The sequence below is a fragment of the Serratia sp. (in: enterobacteria) genome, from assembly GCF_051654945.1.
In the GTDB taxonomy this organism is placed as follows: Bacteria; Pseudomonadota; Gammaproteobacteria; order Enterobacterales; family Enterobacteriaceae; genus Chania.
Map to the genome: position 1 here is coordinate 26,369 of NZ_JBOFZA010000072.1, position 15,415 is coordinate 41,783.

Annotated in this window: 11 protein-coding genes; 4 read left to right on the forward strand and 7 right to left on the reverse strand. The window is 51.1% G+C overall.

The window, feature by feature from the left end; all coding sequences use genetic code 11:
- Positions 1 to 458 precede the first annotated feature (458 nt).
- Genes kch through ACRDCA_RS10595 form a run of 4 tightly spaced genes read right to left on the reverse strand, consistent with a single transcriptional unit; the run spans position 459 to position 5,299 of the window.
- Positions 459 to 1,643 carry a voltage-gated potassium channel protein gene (gene kch, locus ACRDCA_RS10580; protein ID WP_438690134.1) on the reverse strand — a complete coding sequence of 395 codons (1,185 nt, stop codon included), beginning with the start codon at positions 1,641 to 1,643 and terminating at the stop codon, positions 459 to 461.
- A gap of 51 nt (positions 1,644 to 1,694) precedes the next feature.
- Positions 1,695 to 2,210 (reverse strand): hypothetical protein, encoded by a 516-nt coding sequence (locus ACRDCA_RS10585; RefSeq protein ID WP_438689470.1) that lies wholly within the window; start codon positions 2,208 to 2,210, stop codon positions 1,695 to 1,697.
- A gap of 46 nt (positions 2,211 to 2,256) precedes the next feature.
- Entirely contained in the window at positions 2,257 to 2,862 is a 606-nt protein-coding gene (locus tag ACRDCA_RS10590) for a class I SAM-dependent DNA methyltransferase (protein WP_438690135.1), read from the reverse strand.
- A gap of 13 nt (positions 2,863 to 2,875) precedes the next feature.
- A complete protein-coding gene (locus ACRDCA_RS10595) occupies positions 2,876 to 5,299 on the reverse strand; it encodes a DUF3772 domain-containing protein (RefSeq protein ID WP_438689471.1) in 2,424 nt (807 codons plus the stop codon).
- 336 nt (positions 5,300 to 5,635) lie between these two features.
- Here ACRDCA_RS10595 and ACRDCA_RS10600 point away from each other — a divergent pair, with 336 nt between their 5' ends.
- The 3 genes from ACRDCA_RS10600 to ACRDCA_RS10610 all read left to right on the forward strand — a co-directional run bounded on the left by ACRDCA_RS10600 (position 5,636) and on the right by ACRDCA_RS10610 (position 8,494).
- A complete protein-coding gene (locus tag ACRDCA_RS10600; protein WP_438689472.1) occupies positions 5,636 to 6,196 on the forward strand; it encodes a DUF2975 domain-containing protein in 561 nt (186 codons plus the stop codon).
- Positions 6,197 to 6,208: 12 nt separating this feature from the next.
- Positions 6,209 to 6,439: a helix-turn-helix domain-containing protein gene (locus ACRDCA_RS10605; protein WP_021804454.1), complete on the forward strand. Its 231-nt coding sequence runs from the start codon at positions 6,209 to 6,211 to the stop codon at positions 6,437 to 6,439.
- A gap of 327 nt (positions 6,440 to 6,766) precedes the next feature.
- Positions 6,767 to 8,494 (forward strand): ABC-F family ATP-binding cassette domain-containing protein, encoded by a 1,728-nt coding sequence (locus ACRDCA_RS10610; RefSeq protein WP_438689473.1) that lies wholly within the window; start codon positions 6,767 to 6,769, stop codon positions 8,492 to 8,494.
- A 967-nt stretch (positions 8,495 to 9,461) separates the two neighbouring features.
- On the opposite strand, the gene ACRDCA_RS10615 is transcribed toward ACRDCA_RS10610, so the two are convergent.
- Positions 9,462 to 10,937 (reverse strand): alpha/beta hydrolase, encoded by a 1,476-nt coding sequence (locus ACRDCA_RS10615; RefSeq protein ID WP_438689474.1) that lies wholly within the window; start codon positions 10,935 to 10,937, stop codon positions 9,462 to 9,464.
- A 263-nt stretch (positions 10,938 to 11,200) separates the two neighbouring features.
- Positions 11,201 to 11,746 carry an Ail/Lom family outer membrane beta-barrel protein gene (locus ACRDCA_RS10620; protein WP_438689475.1) on the reverse strand — a complete coding sequence of 182 codons (546 nt, stop codon included), beginning with the start codon at positions 11,744 to 11,746 and terminating at the stop codon, positions 11,201 to 11,203.
- Between the two features lie 449 nt (positions 11,747 to 12,195).
- On the opposite strand from ACRDCA_RS10620, the gene fusA reads away from it, so the two are divergent.
- Positions 12,196 to 14,301, forward strand: a complete 2,106-nt coding sequence (gene fusA / locus ACRDCA_RS10625) for an elongation factor G (RefSeq protein WP_438689476.1) — start codon at positions 12,196 to 12,198, stop codon at positions 14,299 to 14,301.
- Positions 14,302 to 14,357: 56 nt separating this feature from the next.
- Here the strand turns inward: fusA and ACRDCA_RS10630 are convergent, their stop codons facing one another.
- Positions 14,358 to 15,323, reverse strand: coding sequence for a DMT family transporter (locus ACRDCA_RS10630; protein WP_438689477.1), 966 nt, complete (start codon positions 15,321 to 15,323; stop codon positions 14,358 to 14,360).
- Positions 15,324 to 15,415: the final 92 nt, after the last annotated feature.

Sequence of the window (15,415 nt, forward strand, 5' to 3'; positions counted from 1 at the left end):
TGCCTTCTTCATTTTTAAACTGCATTAGATTAATAATGGTTAATATTATGAACCATTGATTAGTGCGCGGTAGCCTTAGCTTCTTATATCCAGGGAGGGTAAATCAATAAGGACATCCTTATTCTCACTTTACTACCTCCCTGTAATAAGTGCAGTGCGATAACGCAGGAAAATCCTAACATGAGAAACAAAATGAAGTCCAAATAATAAATCAAGATTAATCCTATTCTTGATATTATTATAAAAAGGTAATGGAAAGTGAGGCTGCAATTATATTTTATTATGGAATTTTAAAACCTTGATTAAGCCTGATGATATTTTTTAATAAAAAAATAGCTCCAGGTAAGCTAACATCAGATGGCGCATTTCGACAATGTTGAGCCTGAGCCTACCCCCAGTGACTGGCGTGATAGGCCCTCGAGCTGTTGCCTGCGTTGATCGGTAGCAGAAAATCCAGGTTACTTAGCCTCCCCGTTGCTAAAAAACGAATCAATCTTCAGATCGTGATTCACCACCTCACCATTGAGCGACCGCACCAGTAATTCGCTGCCTAACAGCTGCAAAGAGAGTACCGCATCGGGTTTGACGCGTTTAATCTTGTTCATATTCTGGCTTTCATTAACCAACGTAATAGTTTTGGTCTCTGGTCCGCCGACTTCTTTAGCAGCCAAAATGATGAACGCGTTAACCGCGTCGCTTTCCGTCAAGGCAACAATGTACTTCGCCTTTTCGGCTCCGGCTAATGACAGCGTCGCTACCGCTGAAGAATCGCCCTCAACCACATCCGCATGTTCAGGATAATGTTGTTTATTACCGGGCTCACAAACAATGGTTACGTTTCCGCCGCTGTCGATCAATCCCTGATAGACGTTTTGTGCCAATGACGACGTACCAACAATAATATAATGATTTTTACGCACCATATGAGAGAACCGCCCTTTGATTATGCGTTGAAGATTTTGACTGATTAGCACGCCAGCAACCGATGCCAGGGATGCGGCAAAAACCGTGATCCCAAAGATAATCACCGTGAGTGTGAACATCCGCGCGGCTGTAGTATGGGGAATAATATCGCCAAAGCCGACTGTAGACATACAGACAACGGCAAAGTAAAACGCCGTTGGCAGATCGGTGACCGCAGGTGTGAATTGATCGCCAATGTACAGCGTGCCTAACATACTGTAGACAATCAATGAGGCTACGCTGGTGACGGCAAAAAAGCCGGTACTCGCCAGTTTACGCTGGTCGAAACGGCGCCAGCAGATTAACAGCCCTAATAGAGTGAGTAGTGAATATCCCACCAACGCAGTGATCTGATTAAAGATAACGATATCAACAATGACGATACAGCTGAGTAACAACAGTGAGAAAATCCAGGCAATACGCGTCCTTAACAACAACATACCCGCCATAAAGAACAGCACAATGCCAATCATAAAGCGCGGAATGTCCGTCGCGTCGAGAAATCCCAGCGCCTGTTGCCAGGAGCTGAAGTTTTGCAAAAAATCATCAGAATGTTGTAACCCGTGCCAAAGGATCGGGCTAAGAATCAAGTAGCCGTTATGCGCAACCATCAACGCCAGGATAAAGGTGACCGGTACGTATTTTTCTATCTTTCTCACGATTCTTCTGATTACGTGCATTTTTCTCAACACCAATTCCTGAGTGATGACCTATTTATAGCGGACTGTGGCTTAGCGCGCCCGCTTTGTGACCAAAAAATAGCATCTTACATAGTGAATAAACTTGCCAACGAATATGCCTGCAAATAGTCCGCCAGAAACGATCGCCAAAGCGAGCCAGTTGGGTTGCTGCAATGTGTCTGGCGATATTGAAGCGATGACACCTAGAATATACTTGGTGACAAACGCGATCATCATCAGAGGTAAAACCGAATAGTCAGCAGGTCGGCTTATGCTGCGCGGCTCATTGCTCGCTTCGATTCGTGCCGAGTTTACCAGCCCATAGCCGATGAAAGCCCCGAAAGCCAGGCCGGTGCACCACATCAACAGCACGATAACGGTGATCTGATGTCGTTCCACCAGATCATAGATGTCCCAAAGCAGAAAGATGAGCGGAATGATCGCCAGTTTTTCGAGGGAAACTATAGCGGGCTTCCGAGCTTTTAGCCCTCTGAGTATCAGGAAGATAAAAAGCACATAAACCCACAAGGGGGTTTTAGTCACAATGGCATAAACAAATTCGATCACCTTCGCTCTCCTTTCGCCAGTCCATCCTCAATCACGACCGATCGTACTAGCCGCGTTGCGCCAACCAAACGGTACGTCCACCGCAGTCGGGATCTTCTATCACCGTTTTCACCACGCTAAACCCCTGCTCCTGCAATAACTGCCGATATTCTTCAGGTGCCAGGCTGGCATGATAAAGGGCTTCGCCTTCGAAGCTGCCGATAGCTTCACCATTGCTGGTGCCGCTGGTGAACATCAATGTGGCCATGCTATTGGCATGTTGCCGGAAAATGTTAAACATCCGACGCTGAGCATCACGCGTCAGATGGAAAAAACTGTCCCAGGCAATAAGCCCATCAAACGTGTCCGCCAGCGCCAAGGATCTCATATCTGCCACTACCCACCGCTGCTCGGGAAAGCGTTGCAGGCAACGATCGATCATCTGAGGCGAGCTATCCACTCCTGTCACCTGAAAGCCCTGCCGGATAAAATAATCGGCGATCGGCATACCGTTGCCACAGCCGATATCCAGGATCCGCCCATTGGCGGGTAACGGGTTCATAAAGCGGTCCAACCAAGTCTTCTCAAACAGAGTGGTAGACCGCTTCTGCTCAAATGCACCGGCATGCCGTTGATAGATGCCGATGATGTTATCCGCCAGCGAATGGCTCATTAATGTTGTCTCTTCAGGATGAATGCTCTTCTTCATCAGCCAGGGTTTTTGCTCGTTGCTTCATAAATACCACTTCTTTCGGGCTGGAAAGATTGACGCTATTGGCACGCAACAGCTTCAGGATATTGAACAACAGGTCGCTCTTGGTGGAGCCAACCATGCGTGGGCTGGCAACATAGCCGGTCACGCTGAGGATAATCCCGTCTGGACCGAGCTGGCTGAAGCGAACGTAAGGCGCAGGCGTTTCCAGAATGGCATCGTGTTCATGGTAGGCGCTTAGCAACACATTGCGTACCTGCTCGGGATCGATATCGGTGGGAAAAGTCAGCGCAACGGTGACTACCCCTTGAGCATTCCCCATGGTGGCATTACGCACGTTCTGCGAGATCAGCTGAGAGTTAGGCACAATCATGGTTGAGCGATCGCTGAGCTGGATTTCGGTGGCGCGTACGTTGATGCGCCGCACATCTCCTTCAACCCCGCCGATGCCAATCATGTCCCCGACTTTTACCGGGCGCTCGGTCAACAGGATCAGGCCTGAAATAAAGTTCTTCACGATTTCCTGCAGGCCGAAACCGATACCCACCGATAGCGCACTGACGATCCAGGCCAGGTTGTTCCACTGAATACCCAGCGTCGCCAGCGTGATCAGGATCAGCAGCACATAACCGACGTTGCTGAACAACGTCACCAGCGAAGCGCGGATACCGATATCGCTGATGGTTTTTGGCAGCAACTCGAGGCTTAACCAACGCTGTGTTACCCGCAGCACATAGATGCCTATCCCCAGGCAAATCACCGCGTTCAGCAGGTTGCTTGGAACGATATTCAGCCGTCTTAGCCCTTCACCACTGAGGATAGCGATGATTTTTTGCAGCAAGGAGTTCGGTGTGGTTGTACCAAAAGACCCATTAATCAGGGCCACAATCATCAATAATATCAATGAGCATTTGGACAATGCCGTGAAGATGACGGTCATCTGTTCAAGATGGCGATCTTTGAGGTGCAGCGATTTTTTCAGCGCCCGCCCGCTGGCTGTCTGGGGGGAAAAGATGGCCGCACAGAAGTCGGTGGTAAAAATCACCAGGAAATAGAACGCCATCAAGACCAATGCAACCCAAATCAACTGATAGGTCAGGAAGCGTGCGAAAGCCACATAGCCAATCAACAGTGAGAACAGGATCACGATTGCCGATACCATAATGACGATATGGATTATCCCGGCAATGGCAGAGCGTTTTTCCAGATGCATCCCCTGCTGCTCTAGCCTGAAGCGAATACGCCGCGCCCGGATCGGTATCGCAAACAGGATTAATGCCATCAGTGCGGTAGCCAGTCCATTACCCAGCACGGTGCTGCCAAGACTGGAGCTAATCACGTTATTAACCAGTTCCACGGTACCAAAGGCCATGGCCAAGCCGGCCAAGAGCGGCGATAGGAAACGCATGCCGCTCGCAATGGCATCATCCATCTGCGCCAGACGCCATGATGGACGGTTCAACGAAAGATAAGCCCTGCCTAACCCCGCGATCAGCGCGCAGAAAATACCCAGTTGCATGAAGCCATCGGCGAAATCCTGCACTTGGGGCGTCAGCGGCTGCACACGAGAAAACGCGAAGGTAAGTAGATTCAGCGCCAGCGTGGTGGCGAACAGCGTGATCAGCACCGTCATTAATGCCATAAAACTGCGGCGTAAACGGCCATCGGGTAAATAGCGGATACACACCCAGGAAAATAACTGTTCGACGAAATAGCGGCCTAGTGACCAGCTAGCCGCAGCCAGTATCAGTAAAGCTAACGTTCCGTAGCGCCACTCCTCCTGCCAACTGTTATCCAGGGTTTGTTCCAGTTGCTGCTTGAAGTCATTCAGGCGCGCTAAATCCTCAGCCTGTGAGGACGACTCTGGTAACCAGAATTGCGAACTAAGAATGCTGCCGGTATTCAACGCCAACTGGGATTTGAACGCCACGCGACGCAGATCGGTAATTTGCTGGCCAAGGTCGAACGCACCGGTTCTGATGGCGTGCGAACGTTTGACGGCATCGTCCAACTGTTTTTTGGCATTATTGAGCGTGTTACGTTGTTGCACCACGCTGGCGGTTTCGGTCATTACCCCAGGCTCAGGCTGCGGGCCAAGCACGTCGAGCTGTGCCTGTAACTTCGCCTGTACGGGTTGCAGGTCGGTGGTCAGCTTTTCTGCATCGGTAGCCAATACCTGAGTGGCCTCAAACAGTTTGTTCAACTGGCCGTCGGTGCTCGCCTTCGAGACCTGCTGTTTAATGGTATCCAGCTGTTTTTGATAACTTTTTATGGCAGCTGCAATATCTTGTTGGCTAAGCTCAACCGTAGCGCCCTGCGGTGTGGCATTGGCCAGTGGAACCAGCGGTAAGCCGAACAACAAAAAGGTGAACAGGAAAATCTGTAATGACTTGATCATAACGGTGAATGCTCAGCATGGGGTTGGCGATAAAACGCAACAGGCGCAACGATGGCTATCACTGCGCCTGATCAACAATAAGCGGCGATTATAATAACAAGCTATTCAGTGAAAAAGCGCATTAATCCGAGAAGGTTAGCAGAAATATTACCTGACGCCTGACGGATCCCCACCGTGCCCCTCATCACGATTGGCTGGCGATCAAAAAAACAACCGTTTTCAGGTTATCTTCAAGGCCTCGAACTTTAATGATCGAATTTTGATAATTTATTATTGTTTTACGATAATTAAAGCGCTAAAGTTACGGCGACTTCTACTCAACGACTCGAGGGTTTTATGACATTAGATCGCCTTACTCGCTTCAGCCAACGCATGGCTACTATCACCTTGTGCTTACTCCTCGCCATGTTGCTGCTGAATGCTGCCTATTGGTTATTCCCAAGTCTCGCTGCCAATGAGGGTTATGGATTTGAATTTTCCATCTCAAACAGTTTAATCAACGCCATGGGGGCTGATTTGTACAGCTTCCCATGGTGGCAAATTACCGGGGGCATTATCTTATCGAGCGTACCACTTGTGGCACTGGCGCTTGGCTTAAATCACTTGCGCAAGCTGTTCCAAACCTATGCTCAACGCGCCTATTTCTCAGATATTGCCGCCCATCATCTGGGGAAAATGGGCCAATATGTCGCTATTTGGACCGTGTTAGAGCTATTGTGTCAGCCGTTACTCAGCTATTGGCTCACCATGCAGGAGCCTGTTGGCCAACGGATGGTGACGCTCGGTATCGATACGGGAAATATCGTTGCCCTGTTTCTGGCAGCCTGTATTGCCGTCATTGCACAGATCCTGAAGCAGGCCAGCAAGTTGCATTGTGAAAATCAACAGTTCGTGTGAGGTTAGCCCATTATGTCGATCATCGTCCGGTTAGACGTGTTGTTAGCCACACGCAAAGTCAAATCCAAAGACCTGGCCGCCGCTGCCGGAATCACCGAACAAAATCTCTCACTGTTAAAACAGGGCAAGGTGAAAGGGATACGTTTTGCAACGCTGGACGCTATCTGTCGCTATCTTGACTGTCAGCCGGGGGACGTGCTGGAACATATTCAGGATCCAGAAATCTACGCAGAAGATGAGTGATCGCTCCAGACGTAACAGGCAGGTGACCTGCCTGTTACGTCTCCTTTTATCCGTCAGTAGCCGAAACCGTAAATCCCCTCTATAATTCGCTCACCTATCAACCTATAACGATGAAAAGGAGGTCCCCAATGCTGTCTTGTGAATGGTTTATACTTTCACATCACCTTGGCGATCGTCACTGCTCAAGCATTACCGGTATCGTGCTGCGATAACCTAAGCTTGAGCGAAGTGTACTCACATCAAAGTTCTTCCCTCCGGCTTACCGGGTTATCGTCGGCAATTTTTTGACGATAGGCATCTGCATGCCTGTAACCTTGAGTAAGCACTATGACGACATTACTTGCTGCACAATCTGTTGGTGTTGATACCGCTTTCGGCCCGCTGTTGGCTGAGGTTTCCTTTAGTCTGAAAAAAGGCGACCGTATCGGTTTAATCGGCCACAACGGTTGCGGTAAAAGCACCCTGCTTAAAATTCTCAGCGGCGATCTGCCTGCCGGCGCCGGTAGCGTCACCCCATCACACCAATGCCTGATGGCCCGGGTGGAACAACACCTGCCCGAAGCCCTGTATCACAGCACGCTGTTGGAAGCCGTTCTGACAGGACTGGCTGACGGTGAACATCAGCCAGAACGTTGGCAAGGTGAAGTGTTGCTTGCCGAACTGGGGTTCGAACGAGCGGCATGGGATCTGACGGCCGGAACCCTGAGCGGTGGCCAACATACCCGGTTGCTGTTAGCCCGGGCGCTGATCCGCCAGCCTGATTTACTGCTGCTCGATGAACCCAGTAACCATCTGGACTTACCGACGCTGCTGTGGCTGGAGCAATTTCTTAATGGCTGGAACGGCAGCTTCGTGCTGGTTTCCCACGATGGCCGTTTGCTCGATAGCGTAACCAACTGTACCTGGATCCTGCGTGATAAAACGCTCCAGTATTTCCAATTGCCCTGTTCGCAGGCGCGCGTCGCTCTGCAAGAGCAAGACCTGGCTGATGAGCGCCGTCATCAGGCTGAGCAAAAGGAAATCGACCGCGTGGAGAAAAGTGCCAAACGCCTGGCCGTCTGGGGCCAGGTGTATGACAACGAAGACCTATCGCGCAAAGCCAAGCAGATGGAAAAACAGGTAGTGCGATTGAAGGATCAGCAAACCACCTTGAGCGCAGGCAACCAGTGGCGGCTACGGCTCAGTGGTGAAGCTCTACCTGCTGATCGTCTGCTGGCGTTGGAAACGCTAGCCATTCGCCCTGCTCCTGCTGCGCCGGTGCTGTTTAACCTGGATCATCTTAAGGTTAAAAGTGGCGATCGTATTGCGCTGGTAGGCCGTAACGGCTGTGGCAAGTCATCCCTGCTGCACTTCCTGTGGCAGGAATACCAACAAGCTAATTGCCAGGGTGCGATTTTCCACCCTCGAGTGCGTATTGGCTATTACGATCAGAGTCTGCAACAGCTTAACGATCGGGATTCGCTTAGCGATGCCCTGAGCCACTTCGCGCCGCTGACCGAAGACCAGCGGAAAATGGCGCTGATCGGAGCCGGTTTCCCTTACCTGCGTCATCAACAGAAGGTGTGTACGTTGAGCGGTGGCGAGCGTTCGCGCTTGCTGTTTGTTGGGCTTACCCTGGCCAACTACTCACTGCTGCTGCTTGATGAACCGACCAACCATCTGGATATGGCAGGTAAGGAGGAGTTGGCTGAAACGCTGCAACAATTTGCGGGAGCCGTGCTGTTGGTCACTCACGATCGCACGCTGATGGAACAAAGCTGTAATCGCTATTGGCTGATTGACGATCGTAAATTGACCGAATGGCACGACCTTTCAGCGGTCTACACCCTCCTTGGGGGGAGTAGTCATGCCGAGCTGGCGTTATCTTTTGATCAACAACCGCTTTCTGAACCTGCAATATCGACCAATGAGGATCACCTGCTGGCCACATTGGTCGATCTTGAACACAAACTTGAGGAGGATTTACTGCGTAAACCCAAACATCAAAAGCCGCAGTTACAGCAGCAATGGCGGCGTGAAATCGCGGAAATTACTGGTAGGCTTGGGTTGAATTAACTCCCGTGAGCGCAGCTGACCTATGGCCGAAATTCGGTTCGGTCGTAAGCGGAATGCGCTCACTCTTTAGTGTTTTCTGCGGCCTCAGTGTCACAGGAAAACACCTCATAGAACGCTCATGACTGCTAAGTTCAGACAAATCTCTGGTAATGACCTGACTCATTTTAAATTAAGATTATTCTCGCTATATCCCTTAATTAGTCCAAGAAAAAACTCATCCACGCCGACAATAAGAAAATTCCCAGCTTTATTGCTATTGCCTGATTATCTTTTTTTGCCTCACATCGTGCTCAAAAACGCTGATATAACTAATCGCCCCTTACTTTCTGGTAATAATTCCACACAGTGATTGCCCCGTAAATGTTATGAAAAAGACAAGAGCTTAATTTCATCCATATGAAATATATGGGTTTTATTGGTTGGCAGTAAGTATGACAAATAATATTGACTACGTTTAACTTACTACATCGCTTAAGTATCTCTAATCAAATATCGATAGTCTGAATATTTAAAGCATCTTAAAGTTTGATTCCTGTATTTAATTCTTTGTGCTACGCTATCTCCTATAATGCACCCACTCAATAATGGATAAGCGCCAACAACCAACTAGCTAGGAAGCCACATCTCATGGAGAGCCGCACATTGACCAGCGTCAGGGAATTTATATATAAAAAACATGACGGAGATATTAAAACCTTCGCACAACTGCACAGAACCAGTGTCTACAAAGTAAATGAGTGGATCCGCCAGGATGCACACATCATTAATGGCAAAATCTGTATTCCTACCAGACACTCAGCCTGATCATGTACTACGCCACGGGGCAGAACCTTCTTGGCATAAATGCCGAGGCTGCCCCTGCTTAGCAGATTTGAGAAACGCCCTCTGAACGATAAGCTTCAGGACTTATTTGGTAAAATATCCTGTCACATTGCTCAGGCACATATAATTATCTACCCATTGCGCTTCAACGGCAGCTTTTATCCCGCCGCGGTTTTTTCGGTATCAACAGATAATCCACGACCTCTTCATCCACACAGCTGTTCACCCCTGTCAACACCAGCGTATGGCCATCCCCCTCGCGAGTGATCAGCGGGCTTTTAAAGGCTGAGGCCATCTCACGAGCATCACGGTAAGGCGTCACCGGATCATAGCGTTGGGTAACAAACAGCAGCGGTGGCAGTATTGCAGAGATCACCGGCGTATGTGGTTGCTGATGACCAGGGTATGGCCAGAAATCACAGGTTTCGAGGGGATACTCATGCAGCGGCAAGTAGTTGGGGAATGAAGCTGCGCTATTGATTTGTTGGCGTTGTCGGCGTAATAACAGCCGATCGGCGTCAGGTTTTGCCAGATCTGCGCACTCGATCACCGTTCGCGCATCATCGGCATCTGGAGTGTAACTTTCATCGATCAGCGTGGCCACCGCATCATCGGCTTTGCCCTCATCAATTTTACGCAAGGCTGCGGCCAGCTCGGGCCAACGCTCTCGTTTTGGCAGCAGATTACGCGTCAGGGTGATCGCATCATCGGCAGAGATTTCATAACCTGCCGGGGTAATAAAGGGGGTATCGTGCAACCTGCGCAACAGTACATGGTACAACTGGATCGCCCTGTTGGGTTCGCTGGTTAACGGGCATGAACCGCTTTTCTCGCACTCATCCGCAAAGCGCAGGAAGCTTTGTTGAAAGCCGTGCTGCTGGTTAATACGCTGGGTAAAATCATCTTCCTTCAGGTTCACCACACCATCCAGCACCAACGCGCGGATTTTCTTTGGGAAACGCTCCGCATACAACTCTGCAACTTTGGTGCCGTAAGAGTAAGCCACGGCGGTTAATGCAGGCTCACCTAAAGCCCGGCGGATGGCATCAAGATCGTTAACCGCTTCATGGGTGCCCATGTGTTGCACCACTTCGACTCCAGTCTGCTTGATGCAGGCCGCCGCCATATCCCGGGCTTGTTGCTCTGCCCCAGGAATATCGTTTTCATCCGGTGACGGTGTTTCCTCACTGGCGGTCAGTTGGCAGGAAATTTTGGGCGTCGATTGTCCAACACCACGGGGATCATAACCGATGATATCGTAAGATTTTTGCAACCGCCAAGCAGGCCCCTGCCCGGCGATATGCGGATTGATCCCAGGTGTTCCCGGGCCATCGGCGATGATCACCACGCTGCCTTTTTTAGGACCTGCCGCAGGTAAGCGCGTGAGGGCCAACCGAACGCTTTGTGTGGCATTCTGATAACTCAGTGGCGCATCAACATAACCACATTGCAACGCGGCCGGAGGGGGTTCATCACTGAACCAGTGTTGGAAGGCAGTGCTGCTGCATGGTTGCCAGTTAATCGTGCCTGGCGAAGTCACGGGTGTTTTGAACAACGGCTTGGCATAGGCCGGCATTTGCGCCGTGACGGCCAGCAACAACAGAACACGAAACGCAGACATGACGAGTCCTTTCAGCAATCGGTTACTTGGGATTTTAACACTGCAACATTAAACCGCCCGCCAACCGAATGTGGAAGTGATGTTTACATATTTTTGGCAGCAAACGGCAGGAAGGATTGGCGGGAAAGGTGACATATAACCAGAACCAACGCCATACTCACCTGGGCGTCGGTTCCGTGATTTCGAGAAGACCAGCTCATGTTTACCAGCGGGTAGTGGTGTGCTGATGCTCTCTCAAAACCCTTTCTAATAACTCTCTGCTATCAGAAACGATAGCCAGCACCAACGGTCCAGGTCCCGACTTTAAAATCACCCAGTTTGGAATATTCATAATGAGCATCCAGCGCAATATTAGGGGTGACATTCAATTGTAAACCTGCACCATAAGCGATGCTGGTTTTGCTTTCATCTGCGTTAGCGGAATAACCCGCATAGGATACGTTGGCAGTGGATTTACCGTGACCCAGACCGATTAAACCATAGGCACTGATATAATCATTAAAGCGATAGGCTGGGCCAGCGGTCAGGGAGTAATATTTTAAATCCGCATCACCCACCTTGTAACGACCAAGATAATAGTCATACGACTGCTTGGTGTAGGTGAAGGAAGTGATAAAACCTAAATTACTATCAATTTCATAGCGATACTTCAGGTTAAAACCCTTTGGGTTCTCATCCAGATTATTGCCGTCAACCTTCACATGGCTTTGAGCATAACCTAAAGAAAGGGTGCTTTCACCCGCAGCTTGCACACCGAAAGACAGCGCCATTGCGCCAGCCAGAAGTACTGATAAAGTTGTTTTTTGCATTTTAAGCTCTTAATCCATGAGTAGATAAAGTTCGTCCTACCCGGTAAATAATTTATATACCGGGCGACGCGATGATCTAACCATAAAGTTTGTTGAATGTCTCTAGCCAGATTTGATCTCTATGAAGTTTCACAAGGATATATTTCTTATCGCACGTTAAACGAGCAAAAACTCTCGTTATTGGCGAGATTAATATTAGTTTCCTATGCAGCCGTGTATTCCCTGCCCCTGCGCGCAAACCCTCTGTGCGGTACACCCCTGCTTTCTGTAGTGTTTGATTTTTAAACGACCTATCACAGTCATAGGTTAATAAAGTCAATACTATCCACTACGATTACTCTAGGGCCGCATGACGCTGTCATTGCAGGTCTGGTTGATAACCCATTGAGGGATATCATTATTACTTAAACGGTTAAAGCCGCACGCCACAAGGCTAAGAAAGGTTGATTATGGCACGTACTACCCCCATCGAACGCTACCGCAATATCGGCATCTCGGCGCACATTGATGCCGGCAAAACCACGACGACCGAGCGGATTCTGTTTTACACCGGGGTCAGTCACAAGCTGGGCGAAGTCCATGACGGCGCCGCTACCATGGACTGGATGGCGCAGGAACAGGAGCGCGGGATCACCATTACCTCCGCCGCAACCACCTGCTTCTGGAACGGCATGGAGCATAATTATCCTCAGCACCGGATCAATATCATCGATACCCCCGGGCACGTCGATTTCACCATCGAGGTGGAGCGTTCAATGCGCGTGCTGGACGGCGCGGTGATGGTGTATGACTCGGTCGGCGGCGTGCAACCGCAGTCCGAAACCGTGTGGCGTCAGGCTAATAAATATAAGGTGCCCCGGCTGGCCTTCGTCAACAAAATGGACCGCACCGGCGCCGACTTTTTCCGCGTGCGCAATATGATGATCGAGCGCCTGAAAGCCAACCCGGTGCCGGTGGTGATCCCCATCGGCGCGGAAGACCATTTCGCTGGCGTGGTGGACCTGATCCGCATGCAGGCCATCTTTTGGGATGAAGCCACCCAAGGGATGACCTATCGTTTCGAGGCAATTCCGGCTGAAATGCTCGAATCTGCCAAAGAATGGCGTGACAAGATGATTGAAGCGGCGGCGGAAGGCTCCGAAGCGCTGATGGACAAATACCTCAACCAGGTCGAATTGACCAATGAGGAGATCGTCCAGGGGCTTCGTGCGCGTACCGTTGCCGGTGAGATCCAGCCGATGCTGTGCGGTTCGGCATTCCGTAACAAAGGCATCCAACGCATGCTGGACGCGGTGATCGAACTGATGCCCTCTCCGCTGGATGTGCCCCCCATGGAAGGCCATGACGAGCGCGATAACATCATCACCCGCAAGGCCGATGATAGTGAAAAGTTCTCGGCACTGGCGTTCAAGCTGATGACCGACCCGTTTGTGGGCCAGTTGACCTTCATCCGCGTCTATTCCGGCATCGTGGCCAAGGGCGATAGCGTCTATAACCCGGTGAAAGGCAAAAAAGAGCGTATTGGCCGCATCGTGCAGATGCACGCCAACGATCGCAAGGAAGTCGATGAACTGCACGCCGGGGATATCGCCGCCTGCGTCGGTCTGAAGGATGTGACCACTGGTGATACGCTATGCGACCCTAACGCCATCATTACCTTGGAACGCATGGTGTTCCCGGAGCCGGTGATTGCGCAGGCTATCGAGCCGAAAACCAAGGCCGATCAAGAGAAAATGGGGATTGCGCTGCAACGCCTGACGTCGGAAGATCCTTCGCTGCGGGTGCGTACCGATGAAGACTCCGGCCAGACCATCATCTATGGTATGGGCGAATTGCACCTGGAGATCATTGTCGACCGTATGCGACGCGAGTTTGGCGTCGAAACCAACACCGGCAAACCGCAGGTCTCTTACCGCGAAACCATCCGCCAGAAAGTGACCGATATTGAAGGGAAATTTGTGCGCCAGTCCGGCGGTAAAGGCCAATATGGCCACGTGGTGCTGACGGTGGAACCCAATGAACCGGGTAAAGGCTTTGAATTCTTTGATGAGATCAAAGGCGGCGTGATCCCCGGCGAATATATTCCGGCGGTGAAAAAAGGCGTGCTGGAGGCGTTGAATAATGGCGTGCTGGCGGGGTATCAGATGGTCGATGTCAAAGTGCATCTGACCTTTGGTTCCTACCATGACGTGGACTCCTCCGAACAGGCGTTTCGCATGGCGGCCATCTTTGGTTTTAGAGAAGCCTGTCGCCTGGCCAGCCCGGCAATTCTGGAGCCAATCATGGCGGTCGAAGTCGAAACACCGGAGGATTATGCCGGTAACGTGATGGGCGATCTGTCGTCACGGCGTGGGATGGTGCAAGGGATGGAAGATATCCCTGGTGGTGGCGGCAAAGTGATCCATGCCAAGGTGCCGCTGTCGGAGATGTTCGGTTATTCCACCACGCTGCGCTCCATGTCGCAAGGCCGGGCCACCTATACCATGGAGTTCAGCCACTACGCTGAAGCCCCACGCAATGTGGCCGAAGAGATCATCCAACACAGCAAACGTTAACTGATACTGGCTACGGGGAAACCCGTAGCCTCAGACAGCGCCCTATCGAGCAGCCTTCAACTTTTCTCTTCCAATGAAACAACCCTCGGCTCCAGTTTGAGACGCATGGCGTAAATCACACCCACCATCAAGCAGGCAATACCGCATAGCGTCAGCAGCGGCGGCCAGCTATGGCGCAGCATGAAGGTATAGGCTAACCCGGCCAAGATCTCGAACACGATCAGCGGCCCTACCAGTACCGTCGGCAAACGCTGGCTCGCCTCGTTCCAGCACAATGTACCCAGCCAGGAACACAGCACCCCGATGGCGATCATCAGCGGGATAAACACTCCCGGTCTGGGGCCAAACGGCAGCGTGAACTGCGGTTGTGTCAACGCCAGTTGCCCACAAACCAGCACATAGCCCACCAATGCCAAAGGCAAGGTCACAATCCCCTGTGCCGTGGCCCAGGTCGCGGGTCGTTTATCCGGGTTATCACGAAGCCAGCGCGCGTTACGCAGAGGAAACCAGGTCCAGCACATCACCGCCAACAGCGCCAATCCCAACCCGCTGCTGTAACGCCAGACATCAATGGGTTCGCTAGTGCCTTGCAATTCCGCGACGTTAACCAACACCAACCCAAGGGCAATCATCAGCAAAGCCGGGGTCAACTTACGCCAGGAAAGACGGCCGTCGTGGTGGCCATAAAACAGATTGGCGGCCACCGAGATCACCACCGGCAACGTGCCGATAATCATGGTCGATACCGGCGCACCGGTACGTTGGATCGCACTGGCCAGGCACAGGTAATACAACAAATTGCCGATCGCGGTCAGTTTCAGCGCCTCTAGCCAATCTTTAGCCAGCAGTTGACGCAGACGGCGGCGATCCAACCAGGCCAGCGGCAGCACGATAAGCCCAAAAGCCAGATAGCGCCCGGTAGACTGCAACGCGGCTGGGTAGTCCGGCACCAATACCGGGCCAATAAAGATCAGGCCCCACATCAACCCGGCAATCAGGGCAAACAACACGCCGACAAACATAATCACTCCATCAACAACAGAAATTCTCAAGTGGCGTCAGGATAGAGAGTGGCGCGAGCAGAATATTGTACCAGGTTGCTGTTTTGCGCCGG

Coding starts and splice junctions, on each gene's coding strand:
- kch (WP_438690134.1), bottom strand. CDS start 1,643: ATGCACGTAATCAGAAGAATCGTGAGAAAGATAGAAAAATACGTACCG.
- ACRDCA_RS10590 (WP_438690135.1), bottom strand. CDS start 2,862: ATGAGCCATTCGCTGGCGGATAACATCATCGGCATCTATCAACGGCAT.
- ACRDCA_RS10595 (WP_438689471.1), bottom strand. CDS start 5,299: ATGATCAAGTCATTACAGATTTTCCTGTTCACCTTTTTGTTGTTCGGC.
- ACRDCA_RS10600 (WP_438689472.1), top strand. CDS start 5,636: ATGACATTAGATCGCCTTACTCGCTTCAGCCAACGCATGGCTACTATC.
- ACRDCA_RS10605 (WP_021804454.1), top strand. CDS start 6,209: ATGTCGATCATCGTCCGGTTAGACGTGTTGTTAGCCACACGCAAAGTC.
- ACRDCA_RS10610 (WP_438689473.1), top strand. CDS start 6,767: ATGACGACATTACTTGCTGCACAATCTGTTGGTGTTGATACCGCTTTC.
- ACRDCA_RS10615 (WP_438689474.1), bottom strand. CDS start 10,937: ATGTCTGCGTTTCGTGTTCTGTTGTTGCTGGCCGTCACGGCGCAAATG.
- ACRDCA_RS10620 (WP_438689475.1), bottom strand. CDS start 11,746: ATGCAAAAAACAACTTTATCAGTACTTCTGGCTGGCGCAATGGCGCTG.
- fusA (WP_438689476.1), top strand. CDS start 12,196: ATGGCACGTACTACCCCCATCGAACGCTACCGCAATATCGGCATCTCG.
- ACRDCA_RS10630 (WP_438689477.1), bottom strand. CDS start 15,323: ATGTTTGTCGGCGTGTTGTTTGCCCTGATTGCCGGGTTGATGTGGGGC.